Here is an 18,780-nt window from a genome sequence, read left to right as displayed (position 1 = left end):
CTAAGCCGATAGGGCACTATTCGAGGATGAGCAATGATCAGTTCAGCACTCATGCCCAGCTCTTCGATCTGAGCGGAAAGCGCGCCCTGGTCACGGGCGGGTCGCGAGGTATCGGCCTGATGATGGCCCGCGGCCTCGTGCAGGCCGGCGCCCGTGTCGTGATCAGCTCGCGCAAGGCCGACGCCTGCGAAGCGGCCCGCGAACAGCTGTCCGGCCTCGGCGACGTCCAGGCGATCCCGGCCGACCTGTCCCGGCACGAGGAATGCCTGCGGCTGGCCGAACAGGTCACCGCGGGCGGCGAGCAGTTGGACATCCTGGTCAACAACGCGGGCGCGACGTGGGGTGAGCCGTTGGAGAGCTTCCCCGATTCGGCCTGGGACAAAGTTCTCGATCTCAACGTCAAGTCGCCGTTCTGGATGGTGCAGGCGCTGGTCCCCGCGCTCCGCGAGGCCGGGACGGCAGAAGATCCCGCACGGATCATCAACGTCGGCAGCATCGACGGCATTCGCCCGAGCCGGCTCCCGGTGTATTCGTATGTCAGCAGCAAGGCGGCGCTGCACAATCTGACGCGCATGCTGGCGTATGAACTGGGACCGCAGCACATCACCGTCAATGCCGTCGCTCCCGGGCCCTTCCCGTCCAAGATGATGGCCGCGACGCTCGAGTCGTTCGGCGACTCGATCGCGGCGTCGGCGCCGTTGCGCCGGATCGGACGCGACGACGACATGGCGGGCATCGCCGTGTTTCTCGCCAGCCGTGCCGGCGCCTACCTCACCGGCGCGGTGATCCCGGTCGACGGCGGACTCTCGACGACCGCCGCCGGGTGACGTGGCCGCCAAGGAACATCGCGACGGCGTCGACCTTTCCAATCTCGACGAACCGCTGACCCCCGATGCCGGGGCCACCAAACGCGACCTCGTCGACTATCTGGCGGCGGTCGCCGGTCGGATGCTGCCGGGGCTCGTCGATCGGCCGCTGACCGTTTTGCGGGTCCTGCGCGGGCGCGAACCGTTCATGCAGAAGAACGTGCCCAAGTACACCCCCGACTGGGTGCGGACGGTACCGATGTGGGCGGAGGCCTCACACCGCGAGGTGCACTACGCGCTGTGCAACGACTGGCGCACCCTGCTATGGCTGGCCAACCAGCGGGCAGTGGAGTACCACCCGACGCTCGGACTGGCGGACAACATCTATCGCCCAACACATCTCGTGCTCGACCTCGACCCACCCGATGGCGACTTCACGAAGGTGGTGGCCGTCGCGCATTTGGTGCATCAGGCACTGGCCGACACCGGGCTCGACGGCGCGGTCAAGACCAGCGGGGCCAAGGGGGTGCACGTCTTCGTCCCGATCGACGACTCGGCACCGGTCGACGACGTCGCCGCGGCGACCCGCGCGCTCGCGGCCCGTGCGGAAGCTCTCGATCCAGACATCGCGACGACGGCGTTCATCGTCGAGGACCGCGGCGGCAAGGTGTTCGTCGACGCCACCCGCGCGGGCGGAGCCACCGTCGCAGCGGCGTACAGCCCGCGGCTGCGCCCCGGCACGCCGGTGTCGTTTCCGCTCCAGTGGTCCGAACTCGACTCGGTCTCCCCCGCCGACTTCACCGTCCATACCGCGATCGACGCGCTCGACGGCCGGCCATCGTGGCAGGAGTCGATGCCGGCACCGCAGCGGCTGCCCGCCGACCTGATCGAACAGGGCCGCACCATTCCCGTCGCCAGAGTGGCGGCGATGCACGAAGGCAAGCGCCGGGCGAAAGCGCGCCGAGAACTCGGCGAGGACACCGACTTACGTTGAAGCAGAACATGATTCCGCGCCGGCCCGCCGACATCGATGTGACGATGTTCCGGGCGCTGACGGCGCGCGACGATGTGACCGCCGTGCGCGTCCACGATGTCGACCATGGGACGGCCACACGGGCGCGACTGGAAATCACCGGTGATGCACAACTGCCGAGCACGGCGTTCGTCAAACTGGCCCCCACCCGGCCCGCCGAGCGCCTCTTCAACCGGTTCATGGCGCTGGCGCACAACGAAGCCGAGGTATACCGACGACTGCACGCCGACCTGTCCGAGGTGATCCCCGCGCTGTACGGCGCGGCATCCAACGGCCGGGGCCGCGCCGTGGTCATCCTGGAGGATCTTGCTTTGCGCGGCGCGGTTTTCACGCCGCTGGCGACCGGGGCCAGCGCCCAGCAGGCGCTCGCCGTCGCCGGCGCGCTCGCGATCGTGCATCAGAAGTTCTGGCAGTCATCACGTTTCGATGGCGATCTCGCGTTCCTCGGTCCGGCCCGATCGCGCAACACCCGGCTCGGTCCGCACTCGTGGCATCTGCTGCACACGATCCCCAAGGACTTCGACGACATCGTGCCGCCGCAGTTCCGCGACGAGGCCAGGATGCTCATCAAGCGCCGTTGGGAAATCGCGGCACTGATGCGCACCTACCCGAACTCGCTCCTGCACGGTGACACCCATCTGGGCAACATCTGCTTCGTCGGCGACCGGCCCGTCCTGTTCGACTGGCAGGTCAGCTCGTGCGGACCGGCGATCAAAGACCTGGCGTATTTCGCTGCCACGTCCGTCGACTCCGACATCCGGCGCGCCATCGACACCGAACTCGTGCGCACCTACGTCGACACGCTGAACGGCGACGGCACCATGCGGCTCAGTTTCGACGACGCATGGGACTCATATCGACTGTTCGCCTTCACCGGGTACATCGCGGCGGGCGTCACGGCGGCGTTCGGCCGGCGCCTGCAGGGCGAAGCGACGACGCGGGCGGGCCTCGGCCGGGCGGTGGAAGCGGTCCGGGACTTCGCATCGCTGGACCTGCTACGCGCTGCACTCGGTGGGACGCGCTGACGGCGGGAAATCGTCCATGGGTAGGCTCGACCCGCGTCGTCGCACTCCGCGATGGCCAGCCATCCGGCTCGGCAACCCTGGGAGAGGCGTTGGACGCCCTAATCGACGATGAACACCACCTGACGCGCGGCCGAAGAGATTCGTTGGCATCTGCCGAGATCAGCGGGCCGCGCGCTCCGGTCGTTGACGACCTTCCCCAGGGCCTGGCCGACACGGTCGCAGACCTCATCGGACGGCCACGCGCCCGCGGCTGGATCCATCTGTGCTCCGCAATCACCGCCACTGCGGGCGGCTTGGCGCTGGTGTCCGCAGCGGTCATCGAGTCATCGCCGAGAGCGATTCTCGCGACGCTGATCTACACCGTCACCGTCGTCGCGATGTTCAGCATCAGCGCCGTTTATCACCGCAATCACTGGCACAACCCGGCAGCTCTCAAATGGATGAAGCGGCTGGACCATTCGGCGATCTTCATCTTCATCGCCGGTAGCTATACGCCGTTCGCGCTTTTGGCGATGCCGCCGAGCACCGGCAACCTCGTGCTGACCATTGTGTGGACCGGCGCCGCAGGCGGGGTGGCACTCAAGATGTGGTGGCCATCGGCACCGCGGTGGGTGGGAGTGCCGCTTTACCTTCTGCTCGGCTGGGTCGCAATCTGGTTCGCAGGCAGCCTGCTCGACGGTGGTGGTCCGATCGTCGTCGGCCTGCTCGTCCTCGGCGGAGTCCTCTACAACGTGGGAGCCATCCTCTACGCCATTCGTTGGCCGAACCCGTGGCCCCACACGTTCGGCTATCACGAGTTCTTTCACGCGTTCACTGCGGCCGCAGCCGTAAGCCATTATGCCGCAGTCTGGTTCGTCGTCCTCTAGTCGCGCAATGACCGCGGTCTGGCATTCATGTACGCGTTCGTGCGGCTCGCGCTAGGCGGGGTCGGCGAAAACCGGCCGCTCCCCTGACATGCCCGCCATCACCGCGGCGATCTGATTGGGCTTGCCGATGAGGTCAGACTGCAGCTCGGATTCGCGCCCCAGTGCCATCGCCGCGTCGTTGCTGACCCATGTCTCGTTGTAAAGCCTCTTCGCCGCGCGCACCGCATCGGGAGACTTCTGCGCAATCTCGTCGGCGAGCGCCAGCGCCGCCGCCAGCGGATCGTCGGCAGTCTTGGTGACCAATCCGAGTGCGGCGGCATCGGAACCAGCCAGGACGCGGCCGGTGAAGGTCAGCTCCTTGGCGACATCGATGGGCAGCAGCCTCGGCAGCGTCTGCGTGATTCCCATGTCGGGCACCAGGCCCCACTTGATCTCCATGATCGACAGCTTTGCGTCCGGCGCGGCGATCCGGATGTCGGCGCCGAGGGCGATCTGTAGACCACCGCCGAAGCAGTTGCCGTGGATCGCGGCAATGACCGGCGCCGGGACGAGCGACCAGTCGTAGGTGACGCGCTGGGCGACGTTGGCCACCCGATCGGCGTCGCGCGCCAGTAGACCGCCCGTGCCGTTGCCGCCTCCTGACATGAAGCTGGCGACGTCCAGGCCCGAGCAGAAGCTCTTGCCGTCGCCGTGCAGGACCACCGCACGAATCGATGGGTCGGCCGCCACCTGCTCGGCCGCCCGGATCAAGGCGTCGAACATGGCTTGGTCGAGCGCATTGTGCTTGTCCGCGCGCACCATCGTCACCGTTGCCACACCCTCGGCCGCCGTCCGCACCAGCACTCTGTCTTCGCCCATGCGTGCAATCTACCGACCGGTCGGGTAGGCGAATCTGCCAGCTGCCGCCACCACCGAAATGCTTCAGACGCGCATTGCACGGTGCGTCCCCGCGCTAGTCTTTGCCGATGATCGCAGGCGACAGGGCGCCTGACTTCACGCTGCTGGATCACACCGGCCGACCACGGACGCTGTCCGGGCTCCTTTCCGAAGGGCCAGTCGTGCTGTTCTTCTATCCCTTGGCGTCCTCTCCGATGTGTACCGCCCAGGCGTGCCATTTTCGGGACCTGAGCAACGAATTCGCCGCGGTGGGTGCCCGTCGAGTGGGCATCAGCACCGACACCGTCGACAGGCAGGCACACTTCGCCCAGCAGCGCTCGTTCGACTATCCGCTGCTGTCCGACGTGGACGGCGTTGTGTCCGAAATGTTCGGGGTGCGCCGAGGCAGGCTCGCCAAGTTGCAGAAGTCCCTGGCGACACGCGGTGCGTCTCCCCGACGCGGCAGGCACACTCGGCGCCGGGGCCTGATGGCCCGGCTGCTGCCGGTCAGGCGGACGACGTTCGTCATCGGCACCGATCGCACCGTGCTCAAGGTCGTCTCCACCGAACTGCGCGCATCGGTGCACGCCGACCAGGCCTTGTGGTTCTTGCAGAACCTCCACCTGCCGCATGCCAGAGGCACGCACACCGCACCACAACAGCCGCCGCCGGAAGCCAGACCGCTCGGCGATCTCTTCATCGAACCGGAGGCCGCCGCGCGCGAGCCGAATCTGGTCCGGCCATACGCGCTGACGGCCGGCCGCACCGATGCCGATGTCGAGCTGCCCCTCGAGGCTCCGGTCCAAGCGGCAGTCACGGCCACGCCGCCGCGCTGGCCGAAAAACGATGTGCGGGGCCAGATCCTGACATACTGCGCGCGCAGCCGGTCGATCGCCGAGATCGCCGCTGCGCTCTCGTTACCGCTCGGTGCGACGCGGTTCCTGGTCGGCGATCTGGTGATACAGGGCCATCTGCGGGTGAACGCCACCCCGGCCGACTCGATGACGATCGAGGAACGGCGCGAACTGTTGACGAGGACGCTGCGCGGCCTACGCGCACTCTGAGCGGGTCGATCCGTTCAAACCGGTGAGACGACTGAGCGCGGCGAAGCCGTCGTCGCTGCCGGGCCAGTGGGCCCGGACCGCATCCATTCCGGCTCGTCGCACGACACTGCGCAGGACCGCTGTGACGATGATGGCGTCGTCCGCGTAGCCGAGCACGGGGACGAAGTCGGGAATCAAGTCGAACGGCATCGCCAAGTAGGCCAACAGCAATGCGAGTCGGATCCTGACGCCGCGGGGTAGCGACTTGTCAGCGGCGAGCCGGCGGATGAGGCGAAGCATGTCGGGCAGGATGCGAATTGCCTCGCGCAGCAGCCCTGCGCGGGGTCGCACCACGATCAGTGCGATCACCAGAGCAAGCCAGGACAGCACAAGTGCTACGGCAACGCCGATGATCAGGTCCCACCAGAAGGATCCCGTCACACACACCCCCGCAGATCGTTCACCACGATCGAACCTACTAGCGGGTGGGTGATGCGAGTGGCCTCGGCAACCGCTTAAGGATGTGTCAGGCCGGGCAAGCAGTTGATGAACGGTATGCACGGCGGAGGCGGTGGCGCCGGCGGGCCGGGCGGCTGCCCCTGGATGATGACCGGTTCGGTCAGCGGCGCATTGGGGTCGAAATAGAAGGTGTGGCAGACGTTCATGTCCCAGTTCGGTATCGGCTCCATGCCCGAGCCCGGACACCACAGCTGACCACAGACGCCGTTCGCGTCGCAGGTGCCCGGCGGCCCCTCGGGCGGCGCACACGGCGGAGTATTCGCGTTCGACGGTGAACAGAACGGTACTGCGTTCGCCGCAGGCGCCAGCACGGCTGCGACGTTCATGCCGACGGAGGCAAACGTGGCCGTCGCACACGCTGCGATAAGGGCTTTGTGCATGTGGCCAGTAAACCGCGCCACGTTGCCTACCAATCCCAATATCTGCGTCCGGCGCATGAGTACTAACGTCGATGCCACCGACGATGGAGGTGCGCGTGGCCGGACGGATTCCCTTGGTCGATTACCTGGTGCTGGACGGCGACGAGCCACATCTGGTCGCGCAGCAATGCGCGAACTGCGGCGCCCGGTTCTTCGACCGGCGCAACTCGTGCGCCGGCTGTTTCGCCACCGACTTCACGACGGTGCCTATCCCGACCGAGGGCGTGGTGCGGGCATTTACGGTCGTCGCTTTTGCCGCACCGGGTATTCCCGTTCCGTTCGTCGCAGCGGTCGTCGATTGCGGGGGGACGCAGGTTCGCGCCAACCTCATCAACGTCGAGCCCGACGCCGAGCACGTCCGGGACGGCATGAAGGTGCGTCTGGCCACCCATTCGATCGGCACCGATTCCGAGGGCACCGAGGCCATTGGCTTCGGCTTCGAGCCCGTCGACTAACCCGCACCCCATCTGGCGAAGGAGTTTCAACGATGAGCGCAAGCGACGAGGTGTGGATCGTCGGCATTCAGATGACCAAATTCGGCAAGCACCCCGACCTGGACACCGTCGACCTGGCGGCGGAGGCGGCGACGGGAGCACTCGCCGACGCAGGGGTCACGATGGCGGATATCGGGGTGATCGCGGCCGGCAACCTGATGAACGCCAGTGCCGGTATCGGACAACAACTTCAGAAGCAGATCGGTCAGACCGGCATCCCCGTCTACAACGTCGCCAACGCATGCGCGACCGGTGCGACGGCGCTGCGGACCGCCATCATGGCGGTGAAGGCCGGCGAAGTCGATTACGGTCTGGCCGTCGGCGTCGAAAAGCTCTCCGGCGCAGGACTGCTTGGCGGGGGCGGTTCGAAGAAGAAGGACGCCGATACCTGGACGCCGGCCGGCCGGTACGGCGCGGTCGCGCCGATCGACGGCCGGATCGGCACCGAGACCATGCCTGGCGTATTCGCGCAGATCGGCATGGAGTACGGCCACAAGTACGGCGGCACCAGCTTCGAGTTGTTCGCCAAGATCAGCGAGAAGAATCACGCGCACTCGACACTGAATCCGCTTGCGTCCTACCAGAAGAGGTTCACGCTGGAGCAGATCATGAACGACGTCATGATCGCGTACCCCAACACCCGTCCGATGTGCTCGGCCAACTGTGACGGTGCCGCGGCCGCGGTCGTGTGCAACGGCGAGACGCTGGCTTCGCTGTCGCTCGAACAGCGGCGCCGAGCGGTGAAGGTGTCGGCCTCGGTGCTGACCACCGACCCCTATGAGGAGGGCTGCCAGGTGCTGCCCAACGTCAACACGTTGACGCGCAAGGCAGCTGCCATCGCCTACGAGCAGGCCGGCGTCGGGCCGAAGGATCTCGATCTGGTCGAGCTACACGACTGCTTCGCCACTGCGGAACTGGTGCACTACGACAACCTGATGCTGTGCGAAGAGGGCGGGGCCGCTGACTTCTTCAATTCCGGCGCCACCTGGCGCGACGGCTCGACCCCAGTGAATGTGTCGGGCGGGCTGGAGTCGAAGGGCCATCCCATTGCCGCGACGGGCATCGCCAACGTCTGGGAGATCTGCCACCATCTGCGTGGCGAGGCCGGCGACCGGCAGATCGAGAACGCAAAGGTCGGCCTGGCCCACGTGATCGGACTGGGCTCGGCCTGCGGCGTCCACATCCTGGAGAAATCGGCTGCGTGAGGCAGCTGCTGATCAATCGTTGTGGAGCTAAGGGGATTCGAACCCCTGACCTTCTCGATGCGAACGAGACGCGCTACCAACTGCGCCATAGCCCCTGATACCGGTAGCACACGCTACCAGTCGCAGCCCGCGGGTCGAAAACCGCAGGGCTACTGGCCCGCGGCGCGCGGAAGGTCGTAGTGACGTGCGAACGGGGCGTAATCGAGGTGCTCGAAGATCGGGTCCTCGTCGTCGATCTCCAGCACCACCGAGCCCGGCCGCCGCAGTCGTGACGGCACGACGTCGAACTCTCTGTCGTCGGTGTTCTCCACCCCGAGCCGCGACCGGGCCATGCGCTGCGCGCGACGGCGCCGCAACTTCTCCTCGATCCGGGTCTGGCGTCGCAGGTAGCCCAGGTAGAACAGTGTCACCGCGCTGACGACGGCGCTGACCCACCACATGATCGGCGAGACGGTGTACGCCGTCACGACCGCCGCGATCACCAGCACCGCCATGACGGTCAGCATCCGCTTGCGGAACTTGTACTTGCGCGCGCTCACCGCGGCACCGGTCTTCGATTCGTAGCGGCGCTTGCGGGCGGCACTCAGCGAGTCGGCCAGCTCGAGGTCGTTGTCCGACGGCGACTCCAGACCGGCGGAATCGGCGACGTACTCATACTCGTCGTCGGTACCCTCCAATGCGGGTCCGGCTTCGGGTTCGCGCTCGGCCTGCGGTTCGCCGGCCTCTTCGGCAACGGGTTCCTCTTCGGCGACGCCATCGAAATCCAGTGTCAGCTCGTCGGTTTCAGCCCGCGCGGACTCACCGACCGGTAGCGCGGTGGCGTCCTCGTCGATCACGTCGACATCGAGGTAGCCGGGATCCTCGTCCTTCTCTTCGACGGCGGCAACCCGCACGACCGTCCGGCGGGCCGGGGCCTCTTGTGCCTCGTCGTCGCGGTCTTCGTCGAGGTCGTCATCGAGGTCTTCCTCGGACGGCCGCCAGTCCGGATCGCTGGCATGGCCGGCCGCGGGCGACTTGCGCCGTAGGAGCCGAGCTCGGCTGTCGTTGAGAACCCGCGTCGCCAGCGCGACGTCGCTGGTGCGGCGCACTGCGTCTCGCTTGCTGATCAGCATCGGGACGAGCACGAACAGCCAGAGGACGACGAGAGAGATCCACAGGAGGGATTGGGGGATGCTTGGCATGTCGCCGGCTCCTTTCCCCGTTAAGGCTAGGTCTTCTGACCTGCGCATCCGTGGATGGCGCGCCGAGACAATTACACACCTGTAATTCGCTGCTGACAAGCACCAACAGTCACATGTGTCACTTTTGCAACAGATTGGCCTGGGTTCGGCATCGCGAGATCGACGCAGGCATCACGTCCAGCTCGCGTGGCCCTGGCGCACCAGAGTCGACGCCGCCGAGCCGTTGAGCTCCTCGATGGTGATCGCCACCAACAGATGATCGCGCCATGCGCCGTCCACCTCGAGGTAACGGCGCAGCAAGCCCTCCTCGCGAAAGCCGACCTTTGCCAGCACAGCGCGACTCGCGGCGTTCTCGGGGCGCACCGTCGCCTCCACACGGTGCAACCGCACCGCGCTGAAACAATGGTCCAGCCCCAACGCCAGCGCGGCCGTCGCGACACCACCGCCCGTCGACGAGCTGGCCACCCAGTACCCGATCCACGCCGAACGCAGCGCCCCATGCGTCACGTTTCCGATGGTCAATTGGCCGGCGAAGTCCCCGTCCAGTTCGATCACAAACGCCAACATCCGGCCCTTGCGCGCCTCTGACCGCAGCCCCGAGCACACCGAAGGCCAAGCCGTAATGGCGTGCCGCACTTCCCAATCCTGGCCGGTGGTCGGCTCCCACGGCTCGAGATGAGCCCGGTCGGCCAACCGGATACGGCTCCACTGCGGACCATCGCGTAGCCGTACCGGACGCAGCCTCACCACGCCGGCGGGCACCCGCAACGGGCCGGCCGGCTGCGGCCACCCCGGATGTATGGAACTGGAACGCCACAGATTCATGACGGGTTGCCCGGCGTCGATCAGCCGCGCTGGGCCAAGAACGCGACGTCGACGATCTCGCCCGTGCGGATCTGTTCGGCCTCACTGGGAACGACGACCAGACAGTTTGCCTCGGCGAGCGTCGCGAGCAGATGCGACGGTGCGCCGGGCACGCCGCCGAGCGCCTGCACCAGGTACTCGCCGGTGTCCTGATCGCGCATCAACTGTCCCCGTAGATAACCCTTGCGACCGGCCACCGAGGCGATCGGCGACAGGGTGCGCGCCTGCACGATCCGCCGATGCGCCTGGCGCTTACCCAGCGACAGCCGGATCAGCGGACGCACCATGACCTCGAAAACGACAAGCGCACTGACGGGGTTGGCGGGCAACAGGAACACCGGCACGCCGTCGCGTCCGAGCTGACCGAAGCCCTGCACCGAGCCCGGATGCATGGCGATGCGCGCGACTTCCATCTCGCCGAGTTCCGCGAGGACCGCCCGCACACCTTCGGCGGCGGCCCCGCCGACCGCTCCGGCGATCACCACCACCTCGGCCCGGTTGATCTGACCCTCGATGACATCGCGCAGCGCCTTGGGGTCCGTGTCGACGATGCCGACGCGGTTCACCTCCGCGCCCGCGTCGCGTCCCGCGGCGGCCAGCGCGTAGGAGTTGACGTCGTAGACCTGCCCATTGCCCGGCGTGCGGGAGATGTCGACGAGTTCGCCGCCCACACACAGCACCGTCAGCCGCGGCTTCGGATGCACGAGCACGCGATCGCGGCCAACCGCGGCCAACAGTCCCACCTGTGCGGGACCGATGATCGCGCCCGCCCGCACCGCCACGTCACCGGGCTGCACGTCGTCGCCCGTTCTGCGCACGTAGGCGCCGGAACGCACACCGCGCAACACCCTCACCCGCGAGTCCCCGCCGTCGGTCCACCGCAGCGGGAGAACCGCGTCGGCGAGCGTCGGCATCGGCGCACCGGTCTGGACCCTCGCGGCCTGGCGGGGCTGCAGCCGGCTGGGGGTGCGGGCGCCCGCCGCGATCGAACCGATGACCGGCAGGCTCACCTCGCCATCGGAGCCCGTCCCGGCACTGTCGTCGCCGTCGTCCTCGTCGCCGGTTCCGACGCCGAGGACGTCGACGCTGCGGACCGCATAGCCGTCGATCGCGGCCTGATCGAATCCCGGCAGCGGACGCTCGGTGACCACCTCTTCGGCACACATCAGACCCTGCGCCTCGGCGATCGCCACCCTGACCGGTCTGGGGGCCACCGCGGCCGCGGCTACTCGGGCCTGCTGCTCCTCAACCGACCGCACTACACGCCTTTCTAGGTGTCAGGGCGATCGCCGCGGGTCAGCAATCGATCAGCCCCAAGCGCTCCACCAACCACCGCCGTAGCTCGGGCCCGTAGTCGTCGCGCTCCAACGCAAAGTCAACCGCAGCCTTGAGGTAGCCGCCGGGATTTCCGAGGTCGTGTCGAGAACCGCGGTGCACGACGACGTGCACCGGATGCCCTTCGTTGATCAGCAGCGCGATCGCGTCGGTCAACTGGATCTCACCACCCGCCCCGCGTGGAACCCGCTTCAGTGCACCGAAGATCGCGCGATCGAGCACATAACGGCCTGCGGCGGCATACGGCGACGGCGCATCCTCGGCCTTCGGCTTCTCGAACATGCCCTTCACGCGCATCACGTTCGGATTGTTGGTGTCGGCGACGGGTTCGACGTCGAAGACGCCGTAGGCGCTGATCTCGTCGCGCGGCACCTCAAACGCGCACAGCACCGAACCGCCGCGCTTCGCACGGACTTTCGACATCGTTTCGAGCACGCCGGTGGGCAGCACCAGATCGTCGGGCAGCAACACCGCGATCGCGTCGTCGTCGTCCGTCAGGACACTCTCCACGCAGCCGACGGCGTGGCCGAGACCCAGCGGTTCGGACTGAACCACGGACTCCACCTTGAGGAGTCCGGGCGCACGCCGCACCTTCGCCAGCATCGAATGCTTACCGCGCGCCTCCAGCGTGCCCTCGAGCACGAGGTCCTGCACGAAGTGGGCCACCACCCCGTCCTTGCCTTCGGAGGTCACGATGACGAGCCGTTCGGCACCGGCCTCGGCGGCTTCCGCGGCGACCAGTTCGATGCCCGGCGTGTCCACGACGGGCAACAACTCTTTCGGCACCGTCTTCGTCGCCGGCAGGAACCGCGTCCCCAAGCCTGCCGCCGGGACGACAGCAGTCAGCGGAACCGGTACGTCGGGCCGTGTCATCGTTCACACACTAGTGTCCTTACGTCGGTTGAACCTCCCGAGGCCCGAGGTTTGGAGGCGGTGCGTGCGAACGAAAGCCGAACTGCGCACGGCGATCTTGAAGGCTCGCCGCGCGGTGCCGCCGAACGTGCATGCCGTAGAAGCGCAGGCTCTCGCCGACCGTCTTTCGGCGGGCATCGCCGATGTCATAACCGTGTGCGCGTATGTGCCGGTCGGGTCAGAGCCGGGATCGATCGAGCTGCTCGATTCACTGCAGCGCCGTGGTGTGCGGGTACTGCTGCCCGTCGCCCGCGGTGATATCGCAGGTCTCCAGTGGGCCGAATACCGCCCCGGCGAGCTCGTCGAGGCGCCGTTCGGATTGCGCGAACCCGCGCCACCGTGGTCGGGGGGCGACGCGATCGCCGATGCCTCGGTAGTCCTGGTGCCGGCACTCGCGGTCGATCGCAGCGGCGTCCGGCTGGGCCGCGGCGCGGGCTTTTATGACCGTGCGCTTCCGTTGGCGGATAGGGCCGCCCGCCTGATCGCCGTTGTGCGCGACGACGAGCTCGTCGACACCCTGCCCGCCGAGCCGCACGACGTGCCCATGACCCATGCGCTGACCCCGGGCAGCGGACTCGTGACGCTCGGGTAGCTGGAGGTGCCTGACCTCGACGACCAGGATCGATGCCCGGAGGAGGCGCGGTCGCCGGGTGGGAATGCCGACGGGCACGTAGCGGTTCTAGCACTTGAGCCGGTAGAGTGCTAAGAAGTTTGACGACCTTCGGAGGTTTCCGTGCCCACGTATTCCTATGCGTGCACCGAATGCGACAACCGCTTCGATGAGGTGCAGGCGTTCAGCGACGATGCGCTGACCACCTGCTCCAAGTGCAGTGGCCGTCTGCGCAAGCTGTTCGGCAACGTAGGAGTTGTGTTCAAGGGCAGCGGCTTCTACCGCAACGACAGCCGCGAGGCGTCCAAGAGCTCCTCGTCGTCGTCTTCTTCTTCGGCAGCGTCCTCGAACGGCTCATCCGGCAGCTCGGATTCGTCCTCGTCGTCCGACAAGTCGTCGGACAAGTCCACCTCCAAGTCGTCCAGCGACTCGAGCTCGAGCTCCAGCTCGTCAAGTTCGGCGCCCGCCGCCGCGGCGTCGAGCTAGTTATCCACAGGCGCGGCGTCAGCCCGCACCATCACCCTCGTCGGCTGCCTAGTTTGGCGGTATGGGGGAATCGCTCAATCCGACGGCGCTGAGCCGCCTTACCGATCGCCTACGCCCCGACTGGTCACGCACCGTGGCGGCGCGACGGGTCGCCGCCGGCGCTCTTGTCGTCTTGGCCGCCGTCGCGGCACTTCGACCCGATCCGGCGCACGAGCGCACCGACATCGTCGTTGCCGCCCGAGACCTGGCGCCGGGCATCGAACTCACGGCGGACGATGTCCGGCTCGAAACCCGTTTGGCGACAACGGTTCCCGATGGATCACAGACAGATCTCACGGTCGTGGTCGGCGCGACGCTGGCTGGCCCGGCGCGCCGCGGCGAGGCACTGACCGACGTGCGGTTGCTGGGACCGCGGCTGGCCGAATCGGCGGCAGGCCCCGATGCGCGCATCGTTCCACTCCACCTTGACGACACCGCCCTGCTCGACCTGATCCGGCCCGGCGACGTCGTTGATGTACTCGGCGCCGGAGCCGATGCGGGCGTTGGCGGCGACGCCGAGCCTGCGGTCGTGGCGACCGACGCGGTGGTCGTCCTGGTATCCCCGAAATCGACCGGGGCGGGCGGCGGTGATCGTGTGGTGCTTGTCGCCCTACCGGCTCACGACGCGAACAAGGCGGCGGGTGCGGCGCTGGTGCAGACCGTCACGCTCACCTTCCACTGACCGCGTCAGGGTTGCGGGACCGGCGTGGTGGTCGGGGCCGTGACGGAATCGTGCTCGATCGCATCCAGGACCATGTCGGCCAACTCCTCGGTGCTCGACGATCCGGGTTGCGTGGGCGGCGGCGGGGGCGGAACGGGTTGCGCGTTGGCCGGACTCCCCGAAGGCGAAGCGACCACCGAAATGCCTATCAGCACTCCGCTACCACCGCGGACAGCCACCGCATTGCAAGCCCTCCCCATATTTTGTCTGGCACACAGCCGAACTGACCGCTGCACGCAAGCTAGCACCGGTCTTCGGGTGCTGCAGGGCCATCGGGACTAACGTCGAGTGTCTGTCAGATTGCCGGACTTGCAGGAAGGAACTTGCGCGCATGTTAAAAGGCTTCAAGGAGTTTCTCGCCCGGGGCAACATCGTCGATCTATCGGTGGCGGTGGTCATCGGCACCGCGTTCACGGCGCTGGTCACCAAATTCACCGACAGCATCATTCAGCCGCTCATCAACCGGATAGGCGCGGGTGGCGACTCCGACTACGGCATTTTGAAGATCAGCATCGGCGGTGGCCAGACCATCGATCTGAACGTACTGCTGTCGGCGACCATCAACTTCCTCCTCGTCGCCGCGGTCGTTTACTTCCTCGTCGTGACGCCCTACAACCGGCTGCGCAAGAAGGGCGAAGTCGAGCAGGCCCAGGACACCGAGCTGTCCCTGCTCACCGAGATCCGCAACATTCTGGCCGACACCCCGGGGCGCGACACCGACACCGCGGAGACCACAAGTAACGAGAAGACCTGAGCGACATACGAAACGGCCCCCGGATGATTCCGGGGGCCGTTCCGTTGCTTAGGAGAAGTGTTGGTTCATGTTCCAGGGCTCGCCGTAGGTGGTGACGCTGTCACCAGCCGACGAGATGAGCCGAGCGAACGGACGCAGCAGCACACCACCGGCGGCGCCGGTCACCGTGCCGTGCACGTTCGACACCGCCACACCGCCGGCCTCACCGGCGACATCATCCCACGCCGTCATCGACACCCTCGACGACACCCAGAACAACAACTGCTACGCCACTCGTCGAGGACGTCCGGGTCACCGGCTGGCACGTCCAGGTCCGGCTCCGCTTTGAACTACCCAGTTTTGAGGCGCTTAAGTCTGTGGCGAGCAAACTTGGTATCTCGGAGGAGTCGCTGCGCCGGTGGCGGCGCAAGGCGTAGGTCGATGCCGGTGAGCGATTCGGAACGACGAGCCAAGAGCACGCCGAGATCCGCCGACTTAAGCGTGAACTCGCTGAATCACGCAGAGCCAACGAGGTCCTCAAAACTGCATCCGCGTTTTTCGCCGGCGAGCTCGACCGCCCCACGACGAAATGATCGCCTTCATTGACTGGCACCGCGATCAGTTCGGGGCCGAGCTCATTCGCCGTGTCTTGCGGGCAGCAATCACTGGATTTCTCACCTCGCGCGGCTATCGGGCGGCCAAGACCCGCCCGACCTGCGACCGTGAGATCGGCGACGAGCAGCTGATCGCCGATCTGCGCGAGGTGCACGAGAAGAACTACCCGTGCTACGGGGTGCTCAAGATGCATCAGGCCATGAAGCTTCAGGGTTGGCGGTGCGGCCGCGAGTAGACCCCGCCGGTTGATGCGCAAGGCTGGACTGCGCGGGGTACAGGGGGCAAGCCAGTGTTCACCACGGTCACCGATCCGGCCGAGCAACGGCCGGCAGAACTGCTCAGCCGGCAATTCAGGGCGCCCGCCCCGAACCGGTTGTGGGTCGCCGACATCACCTTTGTGCGCACCTGGCAGGGATTCTGCTACACCGCCTTCGTCACCGACGCCTGCGCCAGAAAGGTCGTCGGCTGGGCGGTTGCGGCCAGTATGCGCACCGAGGACCTACCTCTGCAGGCATTCGAACATGCTGTGTGGCAGGCGAACTCAGACGTTTCTGGATTGGTGCATCATTCCGACCGCGGATCACAGTACTATCGCTGGTATGTACCGAGCGGTTGGCCGAGCTTGGGATCGCCCCCTCGGTGGGCTCGCGGCAATAGTTATGACAACGCCCTCGCCGAGGCGGTCAACGCCGCCTACAGGACCGAGTTGATCAACCGTGGCAAACCGTGGCAAACCGTGGCGCTGCATCGACGACGTCGAGCTAGCCACCGCCCAATGGGTGTTCTGGTACAACGAGGAACGCCTGCACGAGACCCTCGGCTACGTTCCACCAGCCGAGTACGAGGCCGCCCGCACCGGCGCCTCACACCCAGCGAGCCAGCGTACCCCGGCCCTCGCAACCGAGTAGGAGCAAAACCTGAGTACTTCAATCAGGGAAGAACAACTAAGCCGCAACCAGCGGGTCGGTGGCCACCGGCGTAGTCGTTCAAGACGGATCCGAACCGTCGCGCATGACGTGCGGTTCGTTGCTGCATCATGTGTCAAACTTGACCACACCGTTATGCACTGCGCTACGTGCGCGGTGTTAGACTCGCCCCCGTGAACGCCACCAGGGCTCGTGCGGCCAAGCGATTGCGACTCGCTGTCGTCATCGCGGTCGCAGTCTTGGCCATGGTGCTCGGGACCAAGTTCGGTCTGCCTCACGCCGACGCCTCCGAGGTCCACGGGGACCATGCCCTGCAGGCGTCTTCTATGGCTGACTATGCACCGTCTTCCATGGATGAGTTTGCGCCGTCGGCGACTACCGAACATTCACACCTGATGCCGGACGGCGAGTGCCACTCGGCTCCGTCCGGTTCCTTGATTTCTGCAGCTGTGCCGCGGGACGGAATGGATCGGACCGCCTTAGGCGTGGCTGCAACGGCCGTTTCCGCTATGCCCGTCGTAGCGGGGTGGATTGCGCTCCGGGCGACGCGCGGACCCCCCGGTGTGCTTACTGGCTATTTTGCGGGTCGCACCTTGCTGATCCGGAACTGTATCGCTCGTCGCTGACTGGGTAGCGCCAGGCCTGAGTGCTGCGTGCACGTATGGCCGGTGACCGCTATCCCAAGTTATCTGCCGCGGGTTTCGCGGCAACGACGCAGAAAGCGATATTCACATGACAACAGCTTTGCCTTTTCGCAGTGGCGAGTCTCTCCGTCCCATGCGGCGTAGCGCCGCGGGCAGATTGCACCGCCCAGCTACCGTGGCCACTCGCAGCTCCGGTTCCCTGGTAGGCCGGACTCCGGTATTGCGGGTGTCAGCGCCGTTGACCGACGCCGACCGAGGCTTCTGGGCCAAACTGGAGGGTTTCAATCCTGGCGGCGGGATGAAAGATCGACCTGCCATGCACATGGTGCAAATGGCTCAGGCCCGCGGGGAATTGCGCCCCGGTGCGCGAATCGTGGAATCCACCAGCGGCACATTGGGTTTGGGGCTGGCCCTGGCTGGGATGGTGCACCGGCATCCGGTCACCCTTGTTACCGATCCGGGGATGGAGCCGATCGTGCAGCGCATGTTGGCCGCCTACGGCGCCGACGTAGATTTGGTGCGCGAGCCTCATCCGGTCGGTGGGTGGCAGCAGGCTCGCAAAGACCGAGTCGCCGAGCTGCTGGCGGCCGACCCGCACGCGTGGGTTCCCGACCAGTACAGCAACCCCGACAATGTCGACGCCTACCAGCCGCTGGCCCTCGAGTTGCTGGCTCAGCTCGGAGACGTCGACGTGCTGGTGTGCTCAGTGGGGACCGGCGGGCACTCAGCGGGGGTCGCGCGGGTGCTTCGCCAGGCCAATCCTCACTTGAAGCTGATCGGCGTGGACACGATTGGGTCGACCATCTTCGGGCAGCCGGCCGCAACCCGCCTGATGCGGGGGCTGGGATCAAGCATCTATCCCCGCAATGTCGACTATGCGGCGTTCGACGAGGTGCACTGGGTGGCTCCGGCCGAGGCGGTGTGGGCGTGCCGCGCCCTGACAAAAACCCACTACACGAGCGGCGGATGGAGCGTGGGCGCGGTGGCTTTGGTCGCCGGGTGGGCGGCGCGCACTTATGAACCCGATATCACGATCGCGGCGGTGTTCCCCGACGGGCCCCAGCGCTATTTCGACACCATCTACAACGACGATTACTGCCGTCAGCACGGTTTGCTCGGCGGTGACCCGCCGCGCGAACCGGCGGTCATCGATGACCCGAGCAAGCAGGTGGTGCAGTCCTGGACCCGTTGCGAGAGGGTCGTAGATCCCGCGCAGTGACGGTCGTGAAACGCATCGTTCGGGAAGTGCGTTGGGCTCGGTCATAAGGGGATTCCCCGGCCGCTAAACACGGCGGACGACAGCCGCGCACGGATGCTGCGACTCGGCGCTTTCGGACGACTCAACCCGCGGTGGTGCCCGCGCTCAAGGTTTTCCGAAACGCCGATTGGGATCGGAGCAAACGCAATGGGCTCCTTTAGATCTCGCCG

Annotated in this window: 22 protein-coding genes, 1 tRNA gene and 3 pseudogenes; 16 read left to right on the top strand and 10 right to left on the bottom strand. The window is 66.6% G+C overall.

The genetic code is table 11. The features are described 5' to 3' along the window. The first annotated feature begins 26 nt into the window (after positions 1–26). The 4 genes from M1248_RS07960 to trhA all read left to right on the top strand — a co-directional run bounded on the left by M1248_RS07960 (position 27) and on the right by trhA (position 3,730). Positions 27–827 carry an SDR family oxidoreductase gene (locus M1248_RS07960; protein WP_317148006.1) on the top strand — a complete coding sequence of 267 codons (801 nt, stop codon included), beginning with the start codon at positions 27–29 and terminating at the stop codon, positions 825–827. Position 828: 1 nt separating this feature from the next. Continuing rightward, positions 829–1,800, top strand: a complete 972-nt coding sequence (locus tag M1248_RS07955; RefSeq protein ID WP_317148005.1) for an ATP-dependent DNA ligase — start codon at positions 829–831, stop codon at positions 1,798–1,800. Further along, positions 1,797–2,864 carry a phosphotransferase gene (locus M1248_RS07950; protein WP_317148004.1) on the top strand — a complete coding sequence of 356 codons (1,068 nt, stop codon included), beginning with the start codon at positions 1,797–1,799 and terminating at the stop codon, positions 2,862–2,864. The genes M1248_RS07955 and M1248_RS07950 overlap by 4 nt, the downstream gene beginning before the upstream one ends. Before the next feature lie 89 nt (positions 2,865–2,953). Further along, complete coding sequence (gene trhA, locus M1248_RS07945) at positions 2,954–3,730, top strand: PAQR family membrane homeostasis protein TrhA (RefSeq protein WP_410506640.1); 777 nt, start codon at positions 2,954–2,956, stop codon at positions 3,728–3,730. A 51-nt stretch (positions 3,731–3,781) separates the two neighbouring features. Here trhA and M1248_RS07940 read toward each other — a convergent pair whose 3' ends face one another. Continuing rightward, entirely contained in the window at positions 3,782–4,588 is an 807-nt protein-coding gene (locus M1248_RS07940; RefSeq protein WP_317148003.1) for a crotonase/enoyl-CoA hydratase family protein, read from the bottom strand. A gap of 107 nt (positions 4,589–4,695) precedes the next feature. On the opposite strand from M1248_RS07940, the pseudogene M1248_RS07935 reads away from it, so the two are divergent. After that, a pseudogene (locus M1248_RS07935) lies at positions 4,696–5,220 on the top strand (peroxiredoxin); the annotation flags it as partial. Further along, positions 5,206–5,670 (top strand): DUF742 domain-containing protein, encoded by a 465-nt coding sequence (locus tag M1248_RS07930; RefSeq protein WP_317148150.1) that lies wholly within the window; start codon positions 5,206–5,208, stop codon positions 5,668–5,670. The pseudogene M1248_RS07935 and the gene M1248_RS07930, both read left to right, overlap by 15 nt. Here the strand turns inward: M1248_RS07930 and M1248_RS07925 are convergent. Both M1248_RS07925 and M1248_RS07920 read right to left on the bottom strand, forming a co-directional pair. Further along, the gene (locus tag M1248_RS07925) at positions 5,656–6,090 is read right to left on the bottom strand and encodes a YkvA family protein (RefSeq protein WP_317148002.1); all 435 of its coding nucleotides are present in this window, start codon (positions 6,088–6,090) and stop codon (positions 5,656–5,658) included. The genes M1248_RS07930 and M1248_RS07925 overlap by 15 nt on opposite strands. Positions 6,091–6,164: 74 nt before the next feature. After that, entirely contained in the window at positions 6,165–6,548 is a 384-nt protein-coding gene (locus M1248_RS07920; protein ID WP_317148001.1) for a hypothetical protein, read from the bottom strand. Between the two features lie 95 nt (positions 6,549–6,643). Between M1248_RS07920 and M1248_RS07915 the strand changes: the two genes are divergently transcribed. Beyond that, positions 6,644–7,042, top strand: coding sequence for a Zn-ribbon domain-containing OB-fold protein (locus M1248_RS07915; protein ID WP_317148000.1), 399 nt, complete (start codon positions 6,644–6,646; stop codon positions 7,040–7,042). Between the two features lie 32 nt (positions 7,043–7,074). Beyond that, positions 7,075–8,286: a thiolase family protein gene (locus M1248_RS07910; protein WP_317147999.1), complete on the top strand. Its 1,212-nt coding sequence runs from the start codon at positions 7,075–7,077 to the stop codon at positions 8,284–8,286. Between the two features lie 22 nt (positions 8,287–8,308). Here the strand turns inward: M1248_RS07910 and M1248_RS07905 are convergent. From M1248_RS07905 to M1248_RS07885, 5 genes are all read right to left on the bottom strand, one after another. Then, a tRNA-Ala gene (locus M1248_RS07905) sits at positions 8,309–8,381 on the bottom strand. A gap of 54 nt (positions 8,382–8,435) precedes the next feature. Then, positions 8,436–9,467, bottom strand: coding sequence for a gephyrin-like molybdotransferase receptor GlpR (glpR, locus tag M1248_RS07900; RefSeq protein ID WP_317147998.1), 1,032 nt, complete (start codon positions 9,465–9,467; stop codon positions 8,436–8,438). 171 nt (positions 9,468–9,638) lie between these two features. Next, the gene (locus tag M1248_RS07895) at positions 9,639–10,292 is read right to left on the bottom strand and encodes a GNAT family N-acetyltransferase (RefSeq protein ID WP_163730599.1); all 654 of its coding nucleotides are present in this window, start codon (positions 10,290–10,292) and stop codon (positions 9,639–9,641) included. A 20-nt stretch (positions 10,293–10,312) separates the two neighbouring features. After that, positions 10,313–11,590, bottom strand: a complete 1,278-nt coding sequence (gene glp / locus M1248_RS07890) for a gephyrin-like molybdotransferase Glp (protein WP_317147997.1) — start codon at positions 11,588–11,590, stop codon at positions 10,313–10,315. A 37-nt stretch (positions 11,591–11,627) separates the two neighbouring features. Continuing rightward, on the bottom strand, positions 11,628–12,539 hold the full coding sequence (locus tag M1248_RS07885) for a UTP--glucose-1-phosphate uridylyltransferase (RefSeq protein WP_317147996.1): 912 nt from the start codon (positions 12,537–12,539) through the stop codon (positions 11,628–11,630). Between the two features lie 64 nt (positions 12,540–12,603). Here M1248_RS07885 and M1248_RS07880 point away from each other — a divergent pair, with 64 nt between their 5' ends. The 3 genes from M1248_RS07880 to M1248_RS07870 all read left to right on the top strand — a co-directional run bounded on the left by M1248_RS07880 (position 12,604) and on the right by M1248_RS07870 (position 14,395). Then, positions 12,604–13,170, top strand: a complete 567-nt coding sequence (locus M1248_RS07880; protein ID WP_317147995.1) for a 5-formyltetrahydrofolate cyclo-ligase — start codon at positions 12,604–12,606, stop codon at positions 13,168–13,170. A 141-nt stretch (positions 13,171–13,311) separates the two neighbouring features. After that, positions 13,312–13,674, top strand: a complete 363-nt coding sequence (locus M1248_RS07875) for an FmdB family zinc ribbon protein (protein ID WP_317147994.1) — start codon at positions 13,312–13,314, stop codon at positions 13,672–13,674. A 61-nt stretch (positions 13,675–13,735) separates the two neighbouring features. After that, the gene (locus M1248_RS07870; protein ID WP_317147993.1) at positions 13,736–14,395 is read left to right on the top strand and encodes an SAF domain-containing protein; all 660 of its coding nucleotides are present in this window, start codon (positions 13,736–13,738) and stop codon (positions 14,393–14,395) included. 5 nt (positions 14,396–14,400) lie between these two features. Here the strand turns inward: M1248_RS07870 and M1248_RS07865 are convergent, their stop codons facing one another. Beyond that, complete coding sequence (locus M1248_RS07865) at positions 14,401–14,571, bottom strand: hypothetical protein (RefSeq protein WP_317147992.1); 171 nt, start codon at positions 14,569–14,571, stop codon at positions 14,401–14,403. 194 nt (positions 14,572–14,765) lie between these two features. On the opposite strand from M1248_RS07865, the gene mscL reads away from it, so the two are divergent. Next, entirely contained in the window at positions 14,766–15,188 is a 423-nt protein-coding gene (mscL, locus tag M1248_RS07860; protein WP_317147991.1) for a large-conductance mechanosensitive channel protein MscL, read from the top strand. 48 nt (positions 15,189–15,236) lie between these two features. Here the strand turns inward: mscL and M1248_RS07855 are convergent. After that, positions 15,237–15,404 (bottom strand): annotated as a pseudogene (locus M1248_RS07855) (MspA family porin); the annotation flags it as partial. A 352-nt stretch (positions 15,405–15,756) separates the two neighbouring features. On the opposite strand from M1248_RS07855, the gene M1248_RS07850 reads away from it, so the two are divergent. From M1248_RS07850 to M1248_RS07840, 4 genes and pseudogenes are all read left to right on the top strand, one after another. Next, positions 15,757–16,017 carry an IS3 family transposase gene (locus tag M1248_RS07850; RefSeq protein WP_317147990.1) on the top strand — a complete coding sequence of 87 codons (261 nt, stop codon included), beginning with the start codon at positions 15,757–15,759 and terminating at the stop codon, positions 16,015–16,017. A 54-nt stretch (positions 16,018–16,071) separates the two neighbouring features. Continuing rightward, positions 16,072–16,362 (top strand): annotated as a pseudogene (locus M1248_RS33335) (DDE-type integrase/transposase/recombinase); the annotation flags it as partial. Positions 16,363–16,498: 136 nt separating this feature from the next. Next, positions 16,499–16,690 carry an integrase core domain-containing protein gene (locus M1248_RS07845; protein ID WP_317147989.1) on the top strand — a complete coding sequence of 64 codons (192 nt, stop codon included), beginning with the start codon at positions 16,499–16,501 and terminating at the stop codon, positions 16,688–16,690. A 795-nt stretch (positions 16,691–17,485) separates the two neighbouring features. After that, on the top strand, positions 17,486–18,571 hold the full coding sequence (locus M1248_RS07840) for a PLP-dependent cysteine synthase family protein (protein ID WP_317147988.1): 1,086 nt from the start codon (positions 17,486–17,488) through the stop codon (positions 18,569–18,571). Positions 18,572–18,780 lie beyond the last annotated feature (209 nt).

Source organism: Mycobacterium sp. 29Ha (assembly GCF_032883055.1).
Taxonomy (GTDB): Bacteria; Actinomycetota; Actinomycetes; order Mycobacteriales; family Mycobacteriaceae; genus Mycobacterium; species Mycobacterium gallinarum.
Note: the sequence above shows the minus strand (reverse complement) of the source record. Positions and strands in the feature narration are given on the sequence as shown.

What these genes read in the sequence shown, in the direction of transcription:
- M1248_RS07960 (WP_317148006.1), top strand. Translation starts at nt 27, where the DNA reads ATGAGCAATGATCAGTTCAGCACTCATGCCCAGCTCTTCGATCTGAGC.
- M1248_RS07940 (WP_317148003.1), bottom strand. Translation starts at nt 4,588, where the DNA reads ATGGGCGAAGACAGAGTGCTGGTGCGGACGGCGGCCGAGGGTGTGGCA.
- M1248_RS07920 (WP_317148001.1), bottom strand. Translation starts at nt 6,548, where the DNA reads ATGCACAAAGCCCTTATCGCAGCGTGTGCGACGGCCACGTTTGCCTCC.
- M1248_RS07910 (WP_317147999.1), top strand. Translation starts at nt 7,075, where the DNA reads ATGAGCGCAAGCGACGAGGTGTGGATCGTCGGCATTCAGATGACCAAA.
- glpR (WP_317147998.1), bottom strand. Translation starts at nt 9,467, where the DNA reads ATGCCAAGCATCCCCCAATCCCTCCTGTGGATCTCTCTCGTCGTCCTC.
- M1248_RS07895 (WP_163730599.1), bottom strand. Translation starts at nt 10,292, where the DNA reads ATGAATCTGTGGCGTTCCAGTTCCATACATCCGGGGTGGCCGCAGCCG.
- M1248_RS07885 (WP_317147996.1), bottom strand. Translation starts at nt 12,539, where the DNA reads ATGACACGGCCCGACGTACCGGTTCCGCTGACTGCTGTCGTCCCGGCG.
- M1248_RS07870 (WP_317147993.1), top strand. Translation starts at nt 13,736, where the DNA reads ATGGGGGAATCGCTCAATCCGACGGCGCTGAGCCGCCTTACCGATCGC.
- mscL (WP_317147991.1), top strand. Translation starts at nt 14,766, where the DNA reads ATGTTAAAAGGCTTCAAGGAGTTTCTCGCCCGGGGCAACATCGTCGAT.
- M1248_RS07850 (WP_317147990.1), top strand. Translation starts at nt 15,757, where the DNA reads ATGATCGCCTTCATTGACTGGCACCGCGATCAGTTCGGGGCCGAGCTC.
- M1248_RS07840 (WP_317147988.1), top strand. Translation starts at nt 17,486, where the DNA reads ATGCGGCGTAGCGCCGCGGGCAGATTGCACCGCCCAGCTACCGTGGCC.